The organism is Microvirgula curvata, assembly GCF_054781615.1.
Map to the genome: position 1 here is coordinate 236,583 of NZ_BAAGUB010000036.1, position 22,345 is coordinate 258,927.

General features: G+C 61.7%; 14 protein-coding genes. 9 read left to right on the top strand and 5 right to left on the bottom strand.

Going from position 1 to position 22,345, the window contains the following annotated elements:
• Positions 1 to 99 precede the first annotated feature (99 nt).
• From rdrA to ACYVG8_RS18130, 3 genes are all read left to right on the top strand, one after another.
• Positions 100 to 2,856, top strand: coding sequence for an antiviral RADAR system adenosine triphosphatase RdrA (rdrA, locus tag ACYVG8_RS18120; protein ID WP_460746495.1), 2,757 nt, complete (start codon positions 100 to 102; stop codon positions 2,854 to 2,856).
• Positions 2,856 to 5,627 carry an antiviral RADAR system adenosine deaminase RdrB gene (rdrB, locus tag ACYVG8_RS18125; RefSeq protein ID WP_107888545.1) on the top strand — a complete coding sequence of 924 codons (2,772 nt, stop codon included), beginning with the start codon at positions 2,856 to 2,858 and terminating at the stop codon, positions 5,625 to 5,627. Before rdrA ends, rdrB begins: the two co-directional genes overlap by 1 nt.
• Positions 5,628 to 6,133: 506 nt before the next feature.
• Positions 6,134 to 8,350, top strand: coding sequence for an OsmC domain/YcaO domain-containing protein (locus tag ACYVG8_RS18130; RefSeq protein WP_112692219.1), 2,217 nt, complete (start codon positions 6,134 to 6,136; stop codon positions 8,348 to 8,350).
• Positions 8,351 to 8,451: 101 nt separating this feature from the next.
• Here the strand turns inward: ACYVG8_RS18130 and ACYVG8_RS18135 are convergent, their stop codons facing one another.
• From ACYVG8_RS18135 to yaaA, 3 genes are all read right to left on the bottom strand, one after another.
• The gene (locus ACYVG8_RS18135) at positions 8,452 to 9,267 is read right to left on the bottom strand and encodes a redoxin family protein (protein ID WP_460746497.1); all 816 of its coding nucleotides are present in this window, start codon (positions 9,265 to 9,267) and stop codon (positions 8,452 to 8,454) included.
• 62 nt (positions 9,268 to 9,329) lie between these two features.
• Positions 9,330 to 10,079: a 3-oxoacyl-ACP reductase family protein gene (locus ACYVG8_RS18140; protein WP_107888542.1), complete on the bottom strand. Its 750-nt coding sequence runs from the start codon at positions 10,077 to 10,079 to the stop codon at positions 9,330 to 9,332.
• Between the two features lie 210 nt (positions 10,080 to 10,289).
• The gene (gene yaaA / locus ACYVG8_RS18145; protein WP_112692218.1) at positions 10,290 to 11,072 is read right to left on the bottom strand and encodes a peroxide stress protein YaaA; all 783 of its coding nucleotides are present in this window, start codon (positions 11,070 to 11,072) and stop codon (positions 10,290 to 10,292) included.
• Positions 11,073 to 11,201: 129 nt separating this feature from the next.
• On the opposite strand from yaaA, the gene dtd reads away from it, so the two are divergent.
• From dtd to ACYVG8_RS18175, 6 genes are all read left to right on the top strand, one after another.
• Entirely contained in the window at positions 11,202 to 11,654 is a 453-nt protein-coding gene (gene dtd, locus ACYVG8_RS18150; protein ID WP_028498195.1) for a D-aminoacyl-tRNA deacylase, read from the top strand.
• 91 nt (positions 11,655 to 11,745) lie between these two features.
• The gene (locus ACYVG8_RS18155; protein WP_028498196.1) at positions 11,746 to 13,113 is read left to right on the top strand and encodes an L-serine ammonia-lyase; all 1,368 of its coding nucleotides are present in this window, start codon (positions 11,746 to 11,748) and stop codon (positions 13,111 to 13,113) included.
• A 161-nt stretch (positions 13,114 to 13,274) separates the two neighbouring features.
• Positions 13,275 to 16,106: a DNA translocase FtsK gene (locus tag ACYVG8_RS18160; protein WP_460746498.1), complete on the top strand. Its 2,832-nt coding sequence runs from the start codon at positions 13,275 to 13,277 to the stop codon at positions 16,104 to 16,106.
• Between the two features lie 115 nt (positions 16,107 to 16,221).
• Positions 16,222 to 17,358: a PDDEXK nuclease domain-containing protein gene (locus ACYVG8_RS18165; RefSeq protein WP_084299816.1), complete on the top strand. Its 1,137-nt coding sequence runs from the start codon at positions 16,222 to 16,224 to the stop codon at positions 17,356 to 17,358.
• On the top strand, positions 17,355 to 17,702 hold the full coding sequence (locus tag ACYVG8_RS18170; RefSeq protein WP_028498198.1) for a RidA family protein: 348 nt from the start codon (positions 17,355 to 17,357) through the stop codon (positions 17,700 to 17,702). The genes ACYVG8_RS18165 and ACYVG8_RS18170 overlap by 4 nt, the downstream gene beginning before the upstream one ends.
• Positions 17,703 to 17,836: 134 nt before the next feature.
• Entirely contained in the window at positions 17,837 to 19,456 is a 1,620-nt protein-coding gene (locus tag ACYVG8_RS18175; protein ID WP_112692215.1) for an ArnT family glycosyltransferase, read from the top strand.
• Positions 19,457 to 19,469: 13 nt separating this feature from the next.
• Here the strand turns inward: ACYVG8_RS18175 and ACYVG8_RS18180 are convergent, their stop codons facing one another.
• Together ACYVG8_RS18180 and ACYVG8_RS18185 are read right to left on the bottom strand one after the other, a co-directional pair.
• Positions 19,470 to 21,419: an acetoacetate--CoA ligase gene (locus tag ACYVG8_RS18180; protein ID WP_460746500.1), complete on the bottom strand. Its 1,950-nt coding sequence runs from the start codon at positions 21,417 to 21,419 to the stop codon at positions 19,470 to 19,472.
• Positions 21,420 to 21,489: 70 nt separating this feature from the next.
• A complete protein-coding gene (locus ACYVG8_RS18185; RefSeq protein ID WP_028498201.1) occupies positions 21,490 to 22,344 on the bottom strand; it encodes a beta-keto acid cleavage family enzyme in 855 nt (284 codons plus the stop codon).
• Position 22,345: the final 1 nt, after the last annotated feature.

Consider the following 22,345-nt stretch of genomic DNA (forward strand, 5'->3'; position numbering starts at 1 on the left):
TGCACTTGGCATGGGGGAATGCCATTCGTATTTGTCGTGATAGAATCAGCTCAAACTTTTTCCTATAGAAATCCGCCAGCCGCTAGCCAGGTGCCGATCATGAGCCAGAACAAGCGATACATCCCCCTCAATGCCGGCGAAAGCGCCGTATTGCCCGACGCCAACACCCTGCTGCCACGCGATGAAGTGTACGAACCGCTGGCGCAGATGATTATTGAAGCCGTGAACAAGGCGGATGCCGCCAAAGGCCAATCGCTGAACCAGCTGCGCGAACACAATGCCATCTCGATTGATGGCGTACGCGGTACCGGCAAAACCGCCGTGCTGGTCAATCTGAAAAGCTATCTAGATCAGGAGAGGCATAAGAATATTCTGAGTAAAGTTCACATCCTCGATCCGGTAGACCCTACCCTGCTGGAAAATGGCGACTCGCTGTTCCTGCACATAATCGTCGCGGCCGTGCTGCACGATAAAGAGGTTAAAGAAGCGCAAAGAAAAGAGCCGAACAAAGCCCGCAGCCTGAACCAGACGCTGGAGAAACTCGCCCAGTCGCTGGAGTCGGTCGAAACCCAGCAAGAGCGCCATGGCATGGACAAGGTGCGTGCCATGTACAGCAACAAGCAACTGGCCGACTGCGTGCAGGACTTCTTCCGCGAAGTGCTGGGCTTGCTGGGCAAACAGCTGCTGATCCTGCCGATTGACGACGTCGATACCTCGTTGAATCGCGCCTTTGAAAACCTAGAAATCGTACGCCGTTATCTGGCGACACCTCATGTCTTGCCCATCGTCTGCGGCGACCGCGAACTTTACAACGATGTGACCTGGCGAGACTTTCATGGCCGCCTGACAAAGGATTCCAATCACTTGTCGGACACTGATGCGTATCGGACAGCAAAAGAGTTAGCTATAGAGTACCAGCGCAAAATCCTGCCTTCTCCGCGCCGCCTGACCATGCCACTGGTTGGGAAATATTGGCAGCAGAGCAATATCTATTTGCGTGACGGACAGCAAGCCGAAGTTATGCCGCTGCGCAACTTCATTGCCTGGCTGGAAATTTTTCTGACCGGGCCGGTGAATGGCCTGGGTGATAGCCAGTTGCCATTGCCGATTCCATCGATCCGCGCGCTGACTCAGTTGCTGAACCAGTGCCAGCACTTGATTCCAGATTTGCCTGAAGCAATAAAGAAGGCTGATTCAGTCTTGACGGTCAAGCGTGCATGGCAAATGCCGGATGTGCCTGTAAAGGCGATTGAGGAATTTGATAAGGAGTATCAGAAACGACATAAGGACGAAAAGCGTGAATATGGATCGGCCTATGCCAAGTTTGCTGAGTTTGCCAATCAATCTTCCTCTGCCGATGAAAAAGACAGGAACAATGTTAATCGCCAAGACTGGATATCCCCTCTGGAAAAACATTTCAGGTTTGAGCCGGCAGGTGGAACGGCGTATCTGGTCTTGCAGGCAAGACGACATTGGCAACAATGGCGTCAAACACCTGCCAGTCAGCGCAGTGGTAGTGTATTTGATACACCGCTATTCCAACCACGCCAGCATAGTCATGCTAATTATCAACTTTTCGATAAAAACCACGACTTGTCAGATTGGATGGATTCACTCGGAGATAGACTGCCCAAGGTATGGTTCCGTGATCTGTCAGGCTTGAAAACCATCTTGCCATATCCACTGGCTGAGGTTGGCTGCAATGTCAATAAAGCTTTCCAGAAGAAACTTACAGCCGGCCGTAAAGAAAAAAACCAAGATTGGATGAATGAGCTTGGCAAACTAGCGCCAGAGTTTGCATCAAATGAACAGCTATCCCGCAAGGCCGGTCTATTGCTGAACTTGCTGGCAGAGCATTACTTCTACAAGCCAGCACAACGTACGGTGGTGCTGAATATCGGGCGTATTTTCGAGCTGGTTATCACCAGCCTGCTCGGTGAGGTGGAGTTAAGCGACTTGCAGCGGATTCTTCATTCTTCACCGTTCTTTTCCGCCAAATCCCAATCGCAGGATATTGCAGTTTCCGGTCAAGAAGATGCTATTGATGATGAAAGTGAAACCTCTGAAGACAGTTCTGACGCTGACAAGGCAGATCTGCTCGATTTCGCATTGGGCGAGCTACAGCAGGCAATTGCGCAATGGCGAAAAGAATATGCCATTGCGCAACTAGATATCTCGCCTTGGCTGATCTACAAGGTTTTCGAAAAAGTTTATTCGATGATTTCAGACAGCAAGGATTATCGGACTGGGCTGGATGAGTTGGCGATTGCCTTGAATAAGGCTGGTCTGGTGTTTTACGCGACCTGGTCTGCCTTTGGTAATTTTGAGAAAGGACGCTTGTTTGGTTTGCCTGAACTGGTTACCGGCGTGAGCTTGCGTAAGGCACAGAACTTCGAAAGCAATGATCATTTCAGAATGAATGTTGGTCATTTAGCACCACGTAGTAATCAATTGCCATTGCCAGATATGAAAGCTGCTCAGGATAAGAAGCATTATGGGACTGCGACAAGATCACTAACTTACGTATTGGCCGATCACCCGTTGCGCAAGTGGATTGATGAGATTTCAAATCTGGATTGGGATGGAGCCTCAACGACATTGTCAGGACCGGTTACGCCTAAAAAAGCTGAGTTCAAAGTTAGAGAAGCCTCTGGGCCTAAAGTCTGGCTATGCAAGAGGCTTGGATTAAATACTGGAAATAGGCTCACTGAGGCTAGCATACGGGAAGCAATTGAAAACTGGTCAGAATCTGAATGCCGGGCGCTTGCCAATGAAATGTGGGGCGTATACCCGAAAGCTATAGAGCGCAATGTTTTGCGAAAAGCAATAAACAAAAAATTCCCTGAGCAGCTCTGATGCTCCAGCGCACCCTGACTGAACACGCCGCCGAGTGTTTTTTCGGCGATGAAAGGTTGGCCGCATGGCTGTGGCAGCACTTGCTGCAGCCTGCCGATAATCTCGAGTCTGACCGTTGGCGCCGGCTGCAGCAGGATTTTTACCATTTGCTGGTGGAGGGCGTGGAGGCGCGTTATCCGCGCGAACACCGGCTGACCGATGTGCGCCAGTTGATGGGGCGTATGCTCGATGGTGATTTGCTGCTGACACCAGAACTGCCGTGGCTGGACGAGCTGCAACAGCGGCTATTGCAACGGAATGGCGACTTGCTGTGCTACCCCGAGGGCGAGGTGCAGGCTTATGTGCGGCTGGCGGCAGGGCTGGACCCGGCGTTGCTGGCCGGCTGGCACTTGGCGCACTGGATGAGGGAGATTCCACGCCCTGACGAACACGACATCCGTCGCGTTGTGTCCGCTCAAACCGCCTTTTTTGCTCCGCTTGGCAATCCTTCGCTACCATTTGCCGATGGGCATGTGCATTGGGGGGGAGTATCAATGGATAGTGCCATACTTGATGCCAAACTCTTTGCTAGCGATGATGCCACGCTGCTTAAGCTGCCTGAAGATGCTACTGGATGGCAGCAAGAACAATTCCGTGTTTTGCTCCATTTGTTGCAACGTGCCCGTCGTTTGTTGGTTGCATTAATGGATCAAGGTCAAGATTGGACAAATCCTCATCCGTCTTTGTCTGAACCGCTGGGTAATGCTGTTCGCTGTCCAGATTGGTCTTTGTTAATAGATAGCCAAGTTGTTGCCAATGTTGGTAGTGCTGATTGGTTGTTGGGTGAGTTTGCTCAAGTCATGAAGGAGAAAGGCTTAAATCGTTGGCTGTGGCTAAATGTCTATTTGTGTCGTTGCTATTCACAGCATGCTACCAAGTCACTAAAGCGTGCCGCTATTTTGTGTTTCTGGCAAACCGTCAATCAATTGCGTCGCAGCTTGATCATGGATGGGCAAGGGCTAACACGCTTTGTTGAACGTTATTTCAAATCAACTCTTGGGCGAGGTGGTAGCCCATCTCATAGGGTTGGAATAATTTGGCCTGGAGTTAGTGATGTAGCAGAAATCAAAAGCAGCCCATCTACATTTGAAAAGAAATTTGCAAAAAGAATTGCAAAAGAACTGGTGGAAAAAGCCAAGCTGCAATTGCCACCACCGCCCTATATTTTTGGCGAGCATGAAATCCCATTGGATGGCAAGACCTTGGCCAGCATACAGGCACTGGAGCGCTGGCAATTCTGTGGACATTTCTCGCGCTCTCAAGCTCACAAGCAAAACCATCGTCCCAAACCAAATAGCGAAAAACTGTGGCAAGAAGCTAAAACGGTGATGGACTCTCTGGAGAGTGCATCCGGCTGGAATGCGCCCGAGTTTCTGGGCGGTAGGCTGAACCCGAATTTCCATTTTCAGCCGGCCAGATGGTTTCGCGGGCTGGATGTGGCAGGGGACGAGAACGTGCTGAAGATCGAGTGGTTTGCGCCGGTGCTGCGCTGGCTGCGCAGCGGCTTCAAGTCACGGACGGATGGCGAGCGTGCCAGCACGGGGTTTCATCTGAGCATTCATGCGGGTGAGGATTATGCCCACCTGGCGTCGGGCATGCGCCATATCGACGAGACGGTGCGCTTTTGTCAGATGCGCGAGGGCGACCGGCTGGGGCATGCGCTGGCGCTGGGTATAGAACCGAAACAGTGGGCTGCACGGCAGGGCGAGATGATGCTGCCGCTGGACGAGCATCTGGATAATCTGGTGTGGCTGTGGCATCACGCCAGTGTGCTGAGCGGGGTGCTGCCGCTGGCGCAGCAGGTATTGCCCCTGTTCGAGCGGCGCATTGCACGTTTCTGGCGTTTGTCGCATTGGTGGCGGGTGCCGGATTTGATGGCTGGCGATGACGATGGTGGTGATGACCAGGACGCGAGTTTGAGTCCGGCAGCCGGTTTCGATACTTCGCCTTTGCGTCACGTGACGCCGGATGATCTGTATCAGGCATGGTGGCTGCGACGTAATTGTCACTATCGCCTGGGGAAGGTTGGTGATGGCTGGCAAATCACTTCACAAGAGCTGTACGCCTTGCCTGATCATAAAGAATTGAGTGAGAGGCGCACGCTGGCGAGCCAGCTGTATCAGACGCGGCATGATTGGCGACGGGCAGAAGAAATGGCCTGTGACCATGCCGGCGTACAAGTGCAGCAAGGCAGGAGAATTCGCAAGTATCAGGAGAGGCTTGTAATAGTGCGTATGGGTGATGAAGCGGTGGCGCATGGCGGGTTTCACCCCAAGCTGGGCCGCAAGACTGATGAAAACATTCTGGAGGATGTGGATACCCCGGCTGAGCTGGATTTCATACACGCGCTGCAAGACTGGCTGCTGACCGAGTACGACAAGCTGGGGCTGATCATCGAGGCAAACCCGACGTCCAATGTCTATATCGCGCGGCTGAAATCACACGCCGAGCACCCGATTTTCCGCTGGTATCCACCGGATGAATCGGCGCTGGAACGCGGTGCTGCGGCCAACCTTTACGGCTTGCGCCGTGGCCCGGTGCGCGTGCTGGTGAATACCGACGACCCCGGCATCATGCCGACCACGCTACGCACCGAGTTCTTGCTGCTGCGCGAGGCTGCGCTTGAATTGAAGATTGGCCGCACCGTGGCCGAACGCTGGCTGGAGACCCTGCGGCAGTACGGTATCGAGCAGTTTCATCGCAATCATTTGCCAGTGTTCGAGCCGACTTGAAGGGAATAATTGTCGGAAAAAGACGTACAGTTTGTGAAACAGTGAGTCGCTCCCGCTTCTCTATATGACTTAACGGCGGCAGTTGATACAAAAGCAGACATCGTGGAACTTGGCTGTGGCGGACCGCTAAGGCCGATATGCAGTCAGAAAGCCATCATAAGAAACAAGTCATCGGTCGTAGCCGGCCCAGAGCATCCGGCCTTTGCCAGCTCAGCAGCAGCCGTTCACCTGCGGCTCAGGTGTAAATGCATCGAACGGCAGGTTGCCTGCCGGACAGATGAAGGTCACCGCTGCAGCATCACAAGCGTGATGTAGCGCCTGAAGAGCCCCCCTGTTGAAGAGCGAGGCAGGCGCGGCTTTGTGATGCACCCGGTCTTTGACGCATCGTCTGCCACTGTCAGCGCCAGCACTGGAGCCCCCCGAACAGCCGAGAAGCACGGCTTTCCTGCTGGAAAAACCGGATAATGGCGGCCAACTCGTTTTGCACGCTATTTTGGAATTCCCACATGGAAATCAAGGTCAATTTTCTTGACAAGCTTCGCCTTGAAGCCAGGTTTGATGACTTCACGGTCATTGCCGACCAGCCTGTGCGCTACAAGGGCGATGGTTCGGCGCCGGGGCCGTTCGATTACTTTCTGGCCTCATCGGCCCTGTGCGCGGCCTACTTCGTGAAGCTGTACTGCGACACGCGCAACATTCCGACCGAGAACATCCGCCTGTCGCAGAACAACATTGTCGACCCGGAAAATCGCTACCAGCAGATCTTCAAGATCCAGGTCGAGCTGCCGGCGGACATCTCCGCCAAGGACCGGCAGGGCATTTTGCGTTCCATTGACCGCTGCACGGTGAAAAAAGTTGTGCAAACCGGGCCCGAGTTCGTGATCGAGGAAGTCGAGAATCTCGATGCTGATGCGCAGGCCTTGCTGACGCTGAACCCGGATGCGGATGCGAGCACCTATATCATCGGCAAGGACCTGCCGCTGGAGCAGACCATCGCCAACATGTCCGGCATTCTGGCCGGTCTGGGCATGAAGATCGAAATCGCTTCATGGCGCAATCTGGTTCCCAACGTATGGTCGCTGCATATTCGCGATGCACATTCGCCAATGTGCTTTACCAACGGCAAGGGTGCGACCAAGGAAAGTGCCCTGGCCTCGGCGCTGGGCGAGTTCATCGAGCGGATGAGTTGCAATCACTTCTACAACGACCAGTTCTGGGGTGAGGACATTGGCAACGCGGCGTTCGTGCATTACCCGAACGAGCGCTGGTTCAAGCCGGGCCACAGGGGGGCGCTGCCGGCCGGGATGCTCGATGAATACTGCCTGGAGATTTACAACCCGGATGGCGAGCTGCGCGGCTCGCATCTGTACGACACCAACTCCGGCAATACCGAACGCGGTATCTGCGCGCTGCCTTATGTGCGCCAGTCGGATGGTGAAGTGGTGTATTTCCCGACCAACCTGATCGACAACCTGTTCCTGAGCAACGGCATGAGCGCCGGCAACACGCTGGTGGAAGCGCAGGTGCAGTGTCTGTCGGAGATCTTCGAGCGGGCGGTCAAGCGCGAAATCCTCGAAGGCGAAATCGTGCTGCCGGATGTGCCGCAGGACGTGCTGGCGAAATATCCGGGCATTCTGGCCGGCATTGCCGAGCTGGAAAACCAGGGCTTTCCGGTGCTGGTCAAGGATGCATCGCTGGGCGGCAAGTATCCGGTGATGTGCGTCACCCTGATGAACCCGCGTACCGGCGGTGTGTTTGCCTCCTTCGGGGCGCACCCCTGCATGGAAGTGGCGCTGGAACGCAGTCTGACCGAGCTGCTGCAGGGGCGCAGTTTTGAAGGGCTGAACGATTTGCCCCGGCCGACCTTTGAAAGTCACGCCGTTACCGAGCCGAACAACTTCGTTGAACACTTTATCGATTCCAGCGGCGTGGTGTCGTGGCGCTTTTTCAGCGCCAGAGCGGAGTACGATTTTGTCGAGTGGGACTTCTCCGGTCAGGGCGAAAACGCCAATGCCGACGAAGCCGCTACCTTGTTCGGCATTCTCGAAGGCATGGGCAAGGAAGTGTACGTGGCGGTGTATGACCAGCTCGGTGCGATCGCCTGCCGCATCCTGGTGCCGGGGTATTCGGAAATCTATCCGGTGGAAGACCTGGTCTGGGATAACACCAACAAGGCGCTGGCTTTCCGCGCCGATATCCTGAACCTGCACCGTCTCGACGATGCCGCGCTGGCAGCCTTGCTGAATCGGCTGGAAGACAGCGAGGTGGATGAATACACCGACATCATTACCTTGATCGGCGTCGAGTTTGACGAGAATACCAACTGGGGTCAGCTCACGGTTCTGGAGCTGAAGCTGCTGATTAATCTTGCGCTGAAGCAGTTTGATGAGGCGCACGATCTGGTGGGCGCTTTCCTGCAGTACAACGACAACACGGTCGAGCGCGGACTGTTCTATCAGGCCCTGCATGTGGTGCTGGAGGTGCTGCTGGACGACGACCTGGAACTGGCCGATTACGAGGTCAATTTCCGCCGGATGTTTGGCAACCCGCGGATGGATGCGGTGATGGGGTCCGTGGACGGCAGCGTGCGCTTCTTTGGCCTGACGCCAACGGGGATGAATCTGGACGGACTCGACCGCCATCAGCGCCTGATCGACAGCTACAAAAAGCTGCACATGGCGCGGGCGCGGATGGCTTCTTTGTCCGGCCAAATACCAGAATGAGCAGATGACGCCCTGCGCGCTTCGGCCTCCGCCAGGCGGTGCAGGGCGGGCGGTCGCTGTGCAGAATCCGCCGCCTCGTCAGCCGCCGGCATTGCCGGGGGTCAGGGCGATGGTCTGCGGCGCAGCGGCTCCAGCTTGCTGGCGAGCGAGGCCGCCGACAGCTCGCCCAGATGGGTGGCCACGAGCTTTCCCCGGGCATCGAAGAACAGCGTGGTGGGCAGTGCGACCGAGCGGTACGTTTTTCCCAGCTGGCCGGCGGGGTCCAGCAGCACATTTTCCAGTTGCAGCTTCTCCGTCTGCAGGTATTGCTGCACGGAGGCGGCAGTTTCGCCCTGATTGACGAAGATGAAGCGCACGTCGTTTTCATGCTGTTGGGCTGCCTGCAACAAAGGCATCTCGCGGCGGCAAGGCGGGCACCAGCTGGCCCACAGGCTGACGACCACCGGCCGGCCTTCGGCCAGTGCGGGCAGGGTGGTCTGCGGGCCGGACAGGGTAGCCAGTGCTTGCGCCGATAGCGCAGGTGTTTCATTGCCGGTCAGCCATGCCTTGCCCGCTCCCCAGGTCAGTGCTCCGGCCAGCAGGGCAATGGCAAGTGGCCGGCGCAGGGCCGGCTGACGGCTGCCGTGCCACATCGCCCAGGCCAGGGCGCCGCCGATGCCGGCCCACAGGTTGAATCCCCCGTCGCGTATGTCCAGCATGCCCCATGGCTGTGGCCGGTACTGTTCAAACCAGATCGCGACAAAGCCCAGGCGGGCGGCAACCAGACCCCACAGCAGCATGTCATTCAGGGGCCCGGCCACGCTGATGCGCTGACGGCGCCCCGCCAGATAACCGGCACCCAGGGCCATCAGCCAGGCGCACCCCGACAGCGCGACAGAGAAGGGGATGGCCAGGGGGCCCAGATTGAAGCTCAGCATGGCTTTCCTGTTACTGCGTCCCGCACGGGGCGGCCCGGGGGGCTTTTCGGGCTTCCTGCCGTTCAGGCGGCAAAGCCACCATCGATGCTCAGGCTTGCGCCGGTGACATACCCTGCCTCCGGGCCTGCCAGATAGGCGACGAAGCCGGCAATCTCTTCCGCCTTGCCATAGCGGTGCAGCGCCATCAGCGCTTTCAGCTGCTCGGCAGACTCGCCTGCGTCCGGGTTCATTTCCGTATCCACGGGGCCGGGCTGCACGTTATTGACGGTGATGCCGCGCGGGCCGAGGTCACGCGCCATGCCTTTCACCAGCCCCACCAGCGCCGATTTGCTCATGGCGTAAACCGCACCGCCCGCCACCGGCATGCGGTCGGCGTTGGTGCTGCCGATATTGATGATGCGGCCACCCTCCTGCATATGACGCGCCGCTTCCTGGCTGGCAACGAACACGCTGCGCACGTTGATTGCCAGGGTGCGGTCAAAGTCCTCAAGCGAGAGGTCTTCGGTCGTTCCCCAGGCCAGCACCCCGGCGTTGTTGACCAGGATGTCGAGCCGGCCAAAGTGGCTTGCCGCCTGGCGTACGGCCTGCTGCAAGGCAGCGGCATCCGCACTGTCGGCACGAATGGCAATGGACTGGCCTCCCGCTGCCGTGATGTCGGCGACGACGGCTTCAGCCCGCTCAGCAGAAGCCATGTAGGTGAGGGCTACCGCGGCGCCTTCGCGTGCAAGACGTCTGGCGATGGCAGCGCCGATGCCGCGTGAACCGCCCTGAACGAATGCGACCTTGCCTTGAAGGGGGTGAGTTGCCGACATGTGTTGTCTCCTGACTGGGGTTGCGGGTGAAGGCGGGCTGCCCTCGTGTGGAATCCGGAAGGTATCCCGAAATGCCGGGGGACAGTCTGCACGATGTTCCCGATTTGATTAACCTGCCGGGACTGGCTCCCCGGACCGCAGCCCGGCCAGATGATGTCAGTGACCTGCCTGCACGGACTGAGTCAGGCGGTTCCGGCCTGACTCTTCCCGTCAGCGCGATGCATGCTCCCGGCGGAACACCAGCGTAGTGCCGTCGCTGGCCGCAGCGCAATGGCGATAGCCATCGCTGTCGAAATCGCGCAATGCCTCCGGCCGGGTGATCCGGTGTTCGGCAATCCAGCGCACCATCAGGCCGCGGGCGCGCTTGGCCCAGAAGCTGACGATCTTGTACGGCCCGCCATCCTTGCTGTCCTGGAATACCGGCGTCCAGACCGGGGCCGAGAGTTTCTTCGGCCTCACCGATTTGAAATACTCGTCGCTGGCCAGGTTGACCACTACCGGGCTGTCGTCGGCCGCCAGCCGCTCGTTCAGCAGCGAGGTCAGCGTATCGCCCCAGTACGCATACAGGTTGGCTCCTGCCGGATTGGCCAGCCGGGTGCCCATCTCCAGCCGGTAGGGCAGGATCAGGTCGAGCGGGCGCAGGATGCCGTACAGGCCGGACAGGATGTTCAGCCGTGTCTGCAGCCAGTCCAGGGTCGGGTGATCGAGCGAGGCGGCGTCCAGCCCGTCGTAGACGTCCCCGTTGAAGGCGAACACGGCCTGTTTGGCCTCGGGCGCGGCATAGTCGGGATGCCACTGGGCGAAGCGGGCAACGTTCAGGTGCGCCAGCGTGTCGCTGATGCCCATCAGCGCGGACAGGTCTTGCGGACTCTTGCGGCTCAGCAGTCTGACCAGTGTCGACGAACGGTCGAGCAGGGGCGGCATGCTGGCTGTCGCGATGGCGGCAGGCGTGGTGAAATCCAGTGACTTGGCGGGAGAGATGACCATCTGCATCGGGCGGTCCTCGCGATAGGGGAAGGCGCGATTGTAGGAAAATCGGCCCGGCGCGCCAAATCGGTGCGCTATCCCTCACCCAAAAATATTTGTGTTTGCTAATATTCCGACCTTGAATCGGGGAGAGTCATGCGCGTATTGCTGCAACGGGTGGAACAGGCCCGGGTGGAAGTGGAAGAACGGGTCGTCGGCGCCATCGGCGCGGGGCTGCTGCTGCTGGTCGGCATCGAAGGTGACGACAATGCGACAGATATTGACTGGCTGGTGCGAAAACTGGTCGGTTTGCGGATTTTCGAGGACGGCACGGGCAAGATGAACCGCTCGCTGGCCGATATCGATGGACAGGCGCTGGCGGTCAGCCAGTTCACCCTGTTTGCGAGCTGCCGCAAAGGCGCTCGCCCGTCATGGAGCCGCGCGGCGCCGCCGGAGGTGTCGCTGCCGCTGTTCAACGAATTTGTTGCGCGCCTGACGGTCGAACTCGGCAAGCCGGTGCCGACCGGCGTCTTTGGCGCCGAGATGAAGGTGTCACTGGTCAATGACGGACCGGTGACGATGTTGCTCGATTCCCGCAACCCGGAATAACCGGGGGCGGTTTGTTATTTGTCCCGCGTGGCTGACCGGCATGGTCGGGCGCGGGAAGCTACTCAATGCATACGCAGCAAGGAAACACGCGATGATCAGCGTATTCGACATGTTCAAGATCGGCATCGGCCCGTCCAGTTCGCACACGGTGGGGCCGATGAAGGCTGCCGCCGCGTTTGCCGCCGATCTTGACGCCGCCGGCCTGCTCGACCGCGTCAGCCGCGTACAGGTGGATTTTTATGGTTCACTGGCCCTGACCGGCGAAGGCCACGGCACGGTGCCGGCCATGCTGCTGGGGCTGGAGGGGCAATTGCCGCCGACGGTCGACCCGTTGCGGCTGCTGCCACGTACCGCCGAGCTGCGGCAGGGGGCGGCGCTGAAGCTGGCCGGCCGGCACGATATCGGGTTCGACTATGCGCGCGATGTGCATCTGAACAAGCTGAAGGCGCTGCCGCTGCATCCGAACGGCATGCGTTTCCAGGCGTTCGACGCTGCCGGCGAAGTGCTGCAGCACGAACATTATTATTCGATCGGTGGCGGTTTCATTGTCACCGAGGCGCAGTTCGGCACGCCGCTGGCGACGCTGTCGCCGCCGCCGTTCCCGTTCGCCACCGGCGCCGAGCTGCTGGCGCACTGCCGGCGCGAGCAGAAGAGCATTGCCCAGATCGTGCTGGCCAACGAGGCCTGCTGGCGGCATCCGGACGAAGTGCGTGTCGGGCTGCTGGAAATCGCCAATGTAATGCGCGACTGCATCGAGGCGGGCTGCCGGCATGACGGCACCCTGCCGGGCGGGCTGGATGTGCGCCGCCGGGCGCCGGGCATTTTCCGCAAGATGGTGTCGCAGCAGTTGTCCGGTCGCATGGACAATCTGCTGTGGCCGATGCTGTATGCGATGGCGGTCAACGAGGAAAACGCGGCCGGCGGACGAGTGGTGACGGCGCCGACCAATGGCGCTGCCGGCATCGTGCCGGCCGTGCTGCAGTATTTCCGCCATTTTGCCGCGTCGGCCTGCGATGACAAGGTGATCGAGTTTCTGGCCACGGCCGGTGCGCTGGGCATGCTGTACAAGCTGGGGGCGTCGATTTCCGGCGCCGAGGTCGGCTGTCAGGGCGAGGTCGGTGTGGCCTGCTCGATGGCAGCCGGTGCGTACTGCGCCGTGCTGGGCGGCACGGTGGCGCAGGTCGAGAATGCGGCCGAGATGGCCATGGAGCATCACCTGGGGCTGACCTGTGACCCGGTCGGCGGGCTGGTGCAGATTCCGTGCATCGAACGCAATGGCATTGCGGCGGAAAAAGCCATCAAGCTGGCGCAACTGGCCCTGCTCGAAGACGGCCAGCACAAGGTGTCGCTGGATACCGTGATCGCGACCATGCTGGCGACCGGGCGCGACATGAAAACCACGTACAAGGAAACCTCACTGGGCGGGCTGGCCGTGACCGTGAACATTACCGAGTGCTAGTGGTCCCGGTGCCTGCGATGGCGCCGTCTGGCGCATTGCGGGCGTGATTGTCTCCTGCGGGGAATGTCTGCAAGCGGATATTCCCCGTTATCATGTCGGTTTGCCGGCGGGCGGCGGTGCGTCCGAAGCCGGTTTGAATGAAATTGTCTGGATAGGGAACCGTGTCGGTCGTTTTCTTGCTGATTGTGTTGTTGGTGGTAGTCAGTGCCGTCGGTATCTGGTGCTGGCGGAACGGGGCATTGCCGGAATGGCTGGAGCGCGGCTTCGAACGCGCACAGCTCACCGCGCGCGACCTGCAGCCTGCCCGCGAGATTGCCGTTGCCGCTGCCTTTCGCACCTGGCACCAGATCGTGCCGCTGTGGCGACACTTGTGGCAGGCATCGGTGCGGGCACTGGCCAGACTGATTGCCCTGGGGCGTTCGCTGCTGGACGAGTGGCGCACACCCGCGCCTTATGAACCGGTCGAGCCGGCCGAGCCAACCGTCGGCCCGGATGAGCTCGACTGGAGCCCGCGCCAGCAGCCGGATGCCCCGACGGCGACCGAACCTGCCCGCAAGGCGCCGGAACGACCGGTTGTTCCTCCTCGCGACATCGAGCGGCCCCAGGTCCGGGTGCCTACGCCTGCGCCGAAGCCGCCTGCTGCGCGTGTCGAGGTACCCGCCGCTGCCCGCCCGGCTCCCCGTCCGGCTCCCGTTCCCGAGCGGCCGGTGATCGGTCTGGCCGAAGTGCAGAACAATCTTCGCAGCAGCTATATCGCACGCAAGGCCGACGCCCGCCCGTCCCGACCACAAGTCCATGACAGCAGTGATGCGCCTCCGGTGATCGGACTGGCCGATGTCAGGAACAATCTGCGCGGCGGTTATGTGCCGGCCGCGCGCCGGCATGACCGCAGCGCTGCCGCTCCGGCGCGCAGCGTGACACTGATCGAGCCGAATGTGGTGCGGGCACGGGTGCAGGTCCTGCACAAGGACCGCCTGCAGCGCGAAGCCGACCTGGCTGCTGCGCGGCGTCGGCGGCTGCAACCGGCGATGATCGAGCCGGTGCGGTTCTCGTCCCCGGCGAGTCCGGTGGTGATGCCGGAAATCCGTTCGCTGGTGACGCCGGAAGAAGCGGCCGCCGAAGGGCTGATCCCGCTGCCTGCCGCGCATGAGTCGTCACTGTCCCCGTCCGGCCCGCCGCCGGTACCGGCTCCGGCCAGCGAGCCGGTGACCGGGCCGGCTGCCTTGTCGCCCGCCACTCCCGACACGGGCCATGTGCTGGCCTGGAATATCGTCGACGACGAAGCGGAAGTGCAACCCGCGTCCACTCCTGCCTTTGCCTGGGTACCCCCTCCGCCGCTGCCCGTTGCCGGGCCTGCGCCGGTGGTTCACGAATTGCCGCCGACACCGGTGACCCCGCCGTGGCGGTCCAGTCCTGCACCGGTGAGTGAGTCACCGTCCTTTGCCGCGCCTGCCACAGCGTACAGCACGGTGCAGGCTCCGCCGGCAGAGGCGTGGCCGCCGGCCTATGGCGATTACGCCCTGCCGCCGCTGTCGCTGCTGATGCCGGCCGATGACAATTCGGAGGTGGCGGTCAGTGAAGAGTCGATGATGGAGCGGGGCATTGTCATCGAGGAGAAGCTGGCCGAATTCAAGGTCAAGGTGCGGGTGGTCGATGCCTATGCCGGCCCGGTCATTACCCGCTATGAGGTCGAGCCGGACGTCGGCGTGCGCGGCAACCAGGTGGTCAATCTGGTCAAGGATCTGTCGCGTGCGCTTGGCCTGGCGTCGATTCGCGTGGTCGAAACCATTCCCGGCAAGACCTGCATGGGGCTGGAGTTGCCGAATCCGCGCCGCGAGATGATCCGCCTGTCCGAGATCCTGTCCGACGGGGTGTTCCAGCGTCCCGACTCGCGCCTGACGCTGGCGCTGGGCAAGGACATTACTGGTCAGCCGGTGACAATGAACCTCGGCAAGGCGCCGCACTTGCTGGTGGCCGGCACCACCGGTTCCGGCAAGTCGGTCGGCGTCAATGCGATGATTCTGTCATTGTTGTACAAGGCGACGCCGGAAGAAGTCCGCTTCATCATGATCGACCCGAAGATGCTGGAACTGTCGGTTTACAACGATATTCCCCATCTGCTGGCCCCGGTGGTGACCGACATGAAGCTGGCTGCCAATGCGCTGAACTGGTGTGTGGCCGAGATGGAAAAGCGCTATCGGCTGATGAGCGCGCTCGGGGTGCGCAATCTGGACGGCTTCAACCAGAAGCTGCGTCGGGCCGAGGCGGCCGGGCGCCGGATTGTCAATCCGTTCACCCTCACGCCGGACGATCCGGAACCCCTGTCGCCACTGCCGTTCATCGTGGTGGTGGTGGACGAGTTTGCCGACCTGATGATGGTGGCCGGCAAAAAGATCGAAGAGCTGATCGCCCGGCTGGCACAGAAGGCACGTGCGGCCGGCATCCATCTGATTCTCGCTACCCAGCGCCCCTCGGTCGATGTGATTACCGGCCTGATCAAGGCCAATATCCCGACGCGCATCGCGTTCCAGGTGTCGAGCAAGGTCGACAGCCGCACCATTCTCGACCAGATGGGGGCCGAAAGTCTGCTGGGGCAGGGGGACATGCTGTACCTGCCGCCGGGCACCGGCTATCCGCAGCGGGTGCACGGGGCGTTTGTCGCTGATGAGGAAGTGCATGCGGTCGTCGAGTACCTGAAGCAGTTCGGCGAACCGGATTACATCGACGATCTGCTCACTGGCGGCGCCGAGGCGGAGGATGCGGGCGCCGCAGCGGCAAGCGGCGGCCGTGGCAGCGAAGAGGACCCGCTGTACGATGAAGCGGTCGCCATTGTGCTGAAGACGCGCAAGGCGTCGATCTCGTCAGTCCAGCGTCAGTTGCGCATAGGCTACAACCGAGCCGCACGCCTGATCGAGCAGATGGAAGAGGCCGGCATGGTCAGCCCGATGGAGAGCAATGGCAACCGGACTGTGCTGGTGCCAGACCGGGGCTAGCGGGGACAGGGGGCAGGGCTGTTGTGCCGAATTGGAAGCTTCCGGGGTGATTGGGTATAAGTGGCGATGGCCCGGCGAAGAACAGGGCTGAACGCATCGTTCATTACCGGAGCGGATGAACATGGTCCTGGCGCCCATTCCCCCCGATTACGCTGATTGGCTGACGTCCCTGAAAAGCCGTATCCGCGCGGCGCGCAGTCGCGCTGCACTGACGGTCAATGCCGGATTGATCCGGCTGTACCATCAGATTGGTCGGGATATTCTTGACCGGCAAACACGCCATGGCTGGGGAGCCAAGGTGATAGAGCGCGTTGCCCGTGACCTCAAGGATGCCTTTCCTGACATGAAAGGTTTTTCAGGTAGCAACATCAAGTACATGCGCTATTTCGCCGAGCATTGTCCCGGTGTCCAGTTTGGTCAGCAGCCTGCTGACCAATTGCCCTGGTTCCACATCGTGACCCTGTTGACCAAGCTGCAACCCGCCAATCGTGAGTGGTATGCGATGCAGGCTGTCTCGGGAGGCTGGTCGCGACTGACGCTGGAACAGAACATCCGGAATCGGCTGCATGAGCGTCAGGGCTCTGCTGTCAGCAACTTTGCGTTACGCCTGCCCCCGCATGACTCTGCCCTGGTCCATGAAGCGCTCAAGGATCCATACCTGTTCGATTTTCTGGGACTGGCCGACGATGCCCAGGAGAGGGATATCGAAGATGCTCTGGTTCGCCATATCACCCGGTTCCTGCTGGAGCTGGGGGCCGGTTTCGCTTTTGTCGGGCGCCAGTTCAGGCTGGATGTCGGCGGCGACGAGTTCTTTATCGACCTGCTGTTCTATCACACCCGCCTCAAATGCTATGTCGTGGTCGAACTCAAGGCCGGGGCGTTCAGGCCCGAGCACGTCGGCAAGCTGAATTTCTATCTGTCGGTCATCGATGACCAGGTAAGGGCCGAGGACGACAAGCCCACCATCGGTCTGCTGCTGTGCCGTCAGCAGAACCGGCTGGTGGCGCAATATGCGGTCAATGGCATCGACAAACCCATCGGCGTGGCGGAGTACCAGTTGCTGCAGGATTTGCCGGATACGCTGGCCCGCAGTCTGCCCAGCATCGAGGAGATCGAGGCGGAACTGGCGGGCGAAATGCGACAGACAGAGGCGCCGTCGCGCGGAATCGGAGACAATGCGGACCGTCCCGGTGACGAGTCTCTCGCCGGTGATTGCACGATTCCCCCCAGAAAAACAGGAGAAACCCCATGAGCATCCAGCGCATTGAACCGGGCAAGCGCTTGTCCGAAGCCGTCGTTGCCGGCAACCTCGTTTTCCTCGCCGGACAGGTGCCGAATGACACCAGCAAGGACATCACCGGTCAGACCGCCGACGTGCTGTCGGCCATTGATGCCCTGCTGGCCCAGGCCGGCAGCGACAAGTCGAAGCTGGTCGACGTGACCATCTTCCTGGCCGATATTGCCGACTACGACGGCATGAATGTCGCCTGGGACGCCTGGGTCGACAGTGCCAACCCGCCGGCTCGCGCCACGATTGAAGCCCGACTGGCCAATGCGGCCTGGAAGGTTGAAATCAAGGTTGTCGCCAGTCGCTGAGTCGCCACCGAATGGATGTCGGGCATGGCCTGACATCCATTCTCATGGCGGTGGCCGGGGCGGGGCGGGTATCATGGCGGCCGCTACCGGCCGGTTCCGCGCCGGCCACCCACTTCCCTGACCGCCGATAACGCATGCTGACCTACACTCCGCCCCGCATGGACACCGCCCCGGCCACGAATGAAAAGCCGTGGATGCTGCTCCTGCTCTGCTTCGTCTGGCTCTGGCCCGGCATCTTTGGCCATGCGCCGTGGAAGCCGGACGAAGGCTATGTGGCAGGGGTGGTCCAGTCGATGCTGGAGGACGGGCACTGGCTGGTGCCGACCATCGTCAACGTACCGTATCTGGACTCGTCGCCGCTGTACTACTGGGTGGCGGCGGGTTTTGCCTGGCTGACATCGCCGATTCTGCCGCTGGCGGACGGCATGCGGCTGGCGACGCCGTTCTTCATGGTGTTCGCGCTGTGGTTCGTCGGTCTGGCCGGCCGCGACCTGCTCGGCCGTCGCTACGGCCGCTCGGTGGCCATGCTGCTGCTGGGCTCACTGGGTCTGATGACTTTCGGCCATGCGGCGTCGCCCGACATTGCCACCTTCTGCGGCTTTGCCCTGGTGCTGTGGTCGCTGTCCCTGTCGCGCTCGCACGGCTGGCTGGCCGGGCTGCTGTTCGGCATCGCCACCGGCATGCTGGCGCTGTCGGCGAGCATGCTGGAACTGGGGCTGGCCTGGATCATCGCGCTGCTGCTGTTTGCCTTCAAGGCGTGGCGAACGCCGGAACACGTCAAGGCACTGGCGGTGGCGCTGACCGTGGGTCTGCCGCTGGCGCTGGCCTGGCCGCTGGCACTGACCGAGGTCGACCCGGCCCTGGCCAGCTACTGGTGGCGGCACCGGGCGCTGGGTACGTTCCAGGGCTTCGGGCGGACTGCGTTCCTGCATGACTTCGGCTATTACCTGCAGATTTTCCCCTGGTTCGCGATGCCGCTGTGGCCGCTGAGCCTGTGGACGCTGTGGCGCCGTCGTGCGGCCCTGTCGTCGCCGGCGCTGCAGCTGCCGATGCTGTTCTTCGTCGTGCTGGCCGTCATGATGACGCTGTCTCCGGTCCAGGCGCAGGAACTGGCACTGCCGTGGCTGGTGCCGCTGGCGGTGCTGGCGGCCGCCGAGCTGGACACGCTGAAGCGCGGCGCGGCAGCCTGCTTCAACTGGTTCGGCCTGATGACCTTCGGCCTGATCGCCGCCTTCATCTGGCTGGGCTGGGTTGCCCTGAACTTCGGCTGGCCGGCGCGTCTGGCCGAGCGGGCGGCGTTCTTTGCGCCGACCTACAAGGCCGAACTGAACCTGCCGATGCTGCTGGTCGCCTGCGCGGCGACGCTGGTGTGGCTGTGGGCCGTGACGCGCCGCAATCTCGAAGGGCGCAAGGCGTCGACCAACTGGGCGGCCGGCGTGACCCTGATCTGGGCACTGGCGGCCAGCCTGTGGCTGCCCTGGATCGACATCCAGAAAAGCTATGCGCCACTGATCTCGCAGCTGCGACCGGCGGCGCCGACCGACAGTTGCATGGTGACCGATGCCGGCCTGTCGTTTATCGCCCTGGCGCGCTATCACGGCGGCCTGATCCTGCATCCGGACAGCGGGGCGCATGCTGACTGCCGCTACAGCCTGGTGATGCGCTATCGCGACAGCGACCGGCCGGCCAACTGGGTCTGGACCGGCCAGCGTCCGGGCGATCGCAAGGAGTTTTACTACCTGATCCGGCGCTGACCGCCCGCGGGCCTCAGTCCGCCAGTTCCGGCCGGTCGACGAACTCCCGCAGCGCCTCCGGGTTGGCCAGTGCACCCAGATTCAGCACCGGCTCGCCATGGATGGTGTTCTTGACCGCCAGCTCGACAATCTTGCCCGACAGCGTGCGCGGGATGTCGTGGACCTGGGCGATGCGGGCCGGCACATGGCGCGGACTGGCGCCTGAGCGGATCTGCTGGCGGATGCGGTCGCGCAGTGCGTCATCCAGCGTGATGCCATCACGCAGCCGCACAAACAGCACCACGCGCTCGTCGCCGTCCTGGCGCTGGCCGCAGGCCAGGCTTTCCAGCACCTCATCGATCTGCTCGACCTGACGGTAGATTTCCGCCGTGCCGATGCGCACCCCGCCCGGGTTGAGCACCGCATCGGAGCGGCCGTAGATGATCACGCCGTCGTGCGCGGTCAGTTCGGCGAAATCGCCATGGCACCAGATGCCGGGGAAGCGGGCGAAATAGGCCGCATGATATTTGCTGCCGTCCGGGTCGTTCCAGAAGCCGACCGGCATGCACGGGAACGGCTTGCGGCACACCAGCTCGCCTTTTTCCTCACGCACTGTCCGGCCCTGCTCGTCGGTGATCTCCACCGCCATTCCCAGCCCCCGGCACTGCAGTTCTCCACGCCAGACCGGCAGTGTCGGGCAGCCGAGCGCAAAGCACGACACGATGTCGGTGCCACCGGAAATCGATGCCAGCTGCAGATCGGCCTTGATGTCGCGATAGACATAATCGAAACCTTCGGCCACCAGCGGCGAGCCGGTCGACATCAGCACGCGCAGGGCATCCAGTTTGTGGCTGACGACTGGTTTCAGGCCGGTCTTGTGTGCCGCGTCGAGATACTTGGCCGAGGTGCCGAAATGGGTGCCCTGCTCGGCGGCGAACCAGTCCCACAGGGCGCTCCCCCGGCTGGCGAACGGCGAGCCGTCGTACAGCAGCAGGGTGGCGTCGCTGGCCAGCCCGGTCATCAGCCAGTTCCACATCATCCAGCCGCAGGTGGTGAAGTAGAACAGGCGGTCGCCCGGCCGCACATCGGTGTGCAGCTGGTGTTCTTTCAGGTGCTGGAGCAGGGTGCTGCCGGCCCCGTGCACAATGCACTTCGGCTTGCCGGTGGTCCCGCTGGAAAACATGATGAACAGCGGCCGGTCGAAGGCCCCGCGATCGAAGGCGATATCACCGGCAGCATACGGGGCAATCCAGTCGTCCCAGCGCTGCGTGCGGGCATCGGTCGGCATGCCGGCCGGCACATACGGCACCACCACTACCCGTCGCACATCCGGCAACTGCGCCGCGATATGGTCGACCCGGGCCGCGACATCGACCGCCTTGCCGTTATACAGATAGCCATCGGGCACCAGCCAGACCGTTGGCCCGATCTGGCCGAAACGGTCCAGCGCGCCATCGGTGCCGAAATCCGGCGAGCACGACGCCCAGATCGCGCCGAGGCTGGCGGTGGCCAGCATGGCGATCAGCGTCTCCGGCAGGTTCGGCAGCATGGCGCCGACCCGGTCGCCGGGACCGACGCCGTCGGCGGCCAGTGCCTGTGCGACCCGGCTGACCGCGTCGTAGAGCTCGCGGTGGCTCAGACGGCGGCTGACATGGCCTTCGCCGGAAAACACCACGGCTGGCCCGTCATCGCGCCGGCGCAGCAGGTTTTCCGCATAGTTCAGCTCGGCCTGCGGGAACCAGCGTGCGCCGGGCATGGCTTCGCCGTTTTCCAGCACGACCTCGCCCTTGCTGCCGATGACACCGGTGAAATCCCACAGCAGATCCCAGAAGTCGGCGCGCTGGTCGACGCTCCATTGCCAGAGCGCCGGGTAGTCGGCAAAAGTCCGGCCGCTGCGGGCCTCGGCTTCGCGGGTGAAGGCGGTCAGCCGGCTGGCGGCAATCCGCTCCGCCGACGGGGTCCAGATGGGCAGGGTATCGTTCATGCTGTGTCTCCTCTTGCGGTCTTCGCCGCATGGGTGTTGCCGATCGTCGTGTACGGCTGACCGACCCGCGTCAGGCGTCCGGGTGATACAGGGTGCGCAAGGCCTCCGCCGTCATTGGCGCCAGGCCCAGTGATTGCAGCCGTTCGGCAATGCCGCGCACCAGTGCGGCGTTGTCGGTGGCCGTGCTGCCGTCCGGCAGCAGCATATTGTTCTCGAAGCCGACCCGCACGTGGCCGCCCAGCAGTGCCGCGGTCAGTGCGCAGCCGGCCTCGCGTGCGCCAAACGCACACATCGACCATGGCACCCCGGCCGTCAGTTCGCCACCACCATGCCATGCCGCCAGGAACGGCAGCAGGTCGGATGGTGCCGAACGTTGCCCCTGGCTGTAGCGGCCCAGCACGAACAGCACGCCGTGTCCTGCCGGCGGAATCAGGCCGCGCCGGCGCAGGTCGAGATAGCGCAGCACGTCGCCGTCCGAATACAGAATGTACTGCGGGACGATGCGCTCGCGGGCCATCCAGCAGAAGAAGTCGGCGGCGTCGGTCTCGTGGCCGGCATCCGGCACGAGTTCGCGCAGCGCGACCGACACCGCTTCCGGGCGCAGCTCGCGCACCATGGCGATCTGTTCCGGCGGGGCGTAGATGCCGACCGCCTCGCTGGTCAGCTGCAGCACCAGCGCGTCACCGACACTGCGGCGCACGGCCTCGATGGCCGGGCGGTAGTCGGCGGCGGCCAGGCTGTGGCGACCGTCGGCGCGGCGGACGTGCAGGTGCAGCATGGCGGCGCCGGCGTCCAGGCAGTCGCGGGCGCAGGCCGCGAGCTCATCCGGCGTGACCGGCAGGGCCGGATGGTCGGCCCGGGTCTTGCGCGCGCCATTCGGGGCGACGGCAATGGCGACGGCGGGCAGGGCAGAGGTATCTGTCATC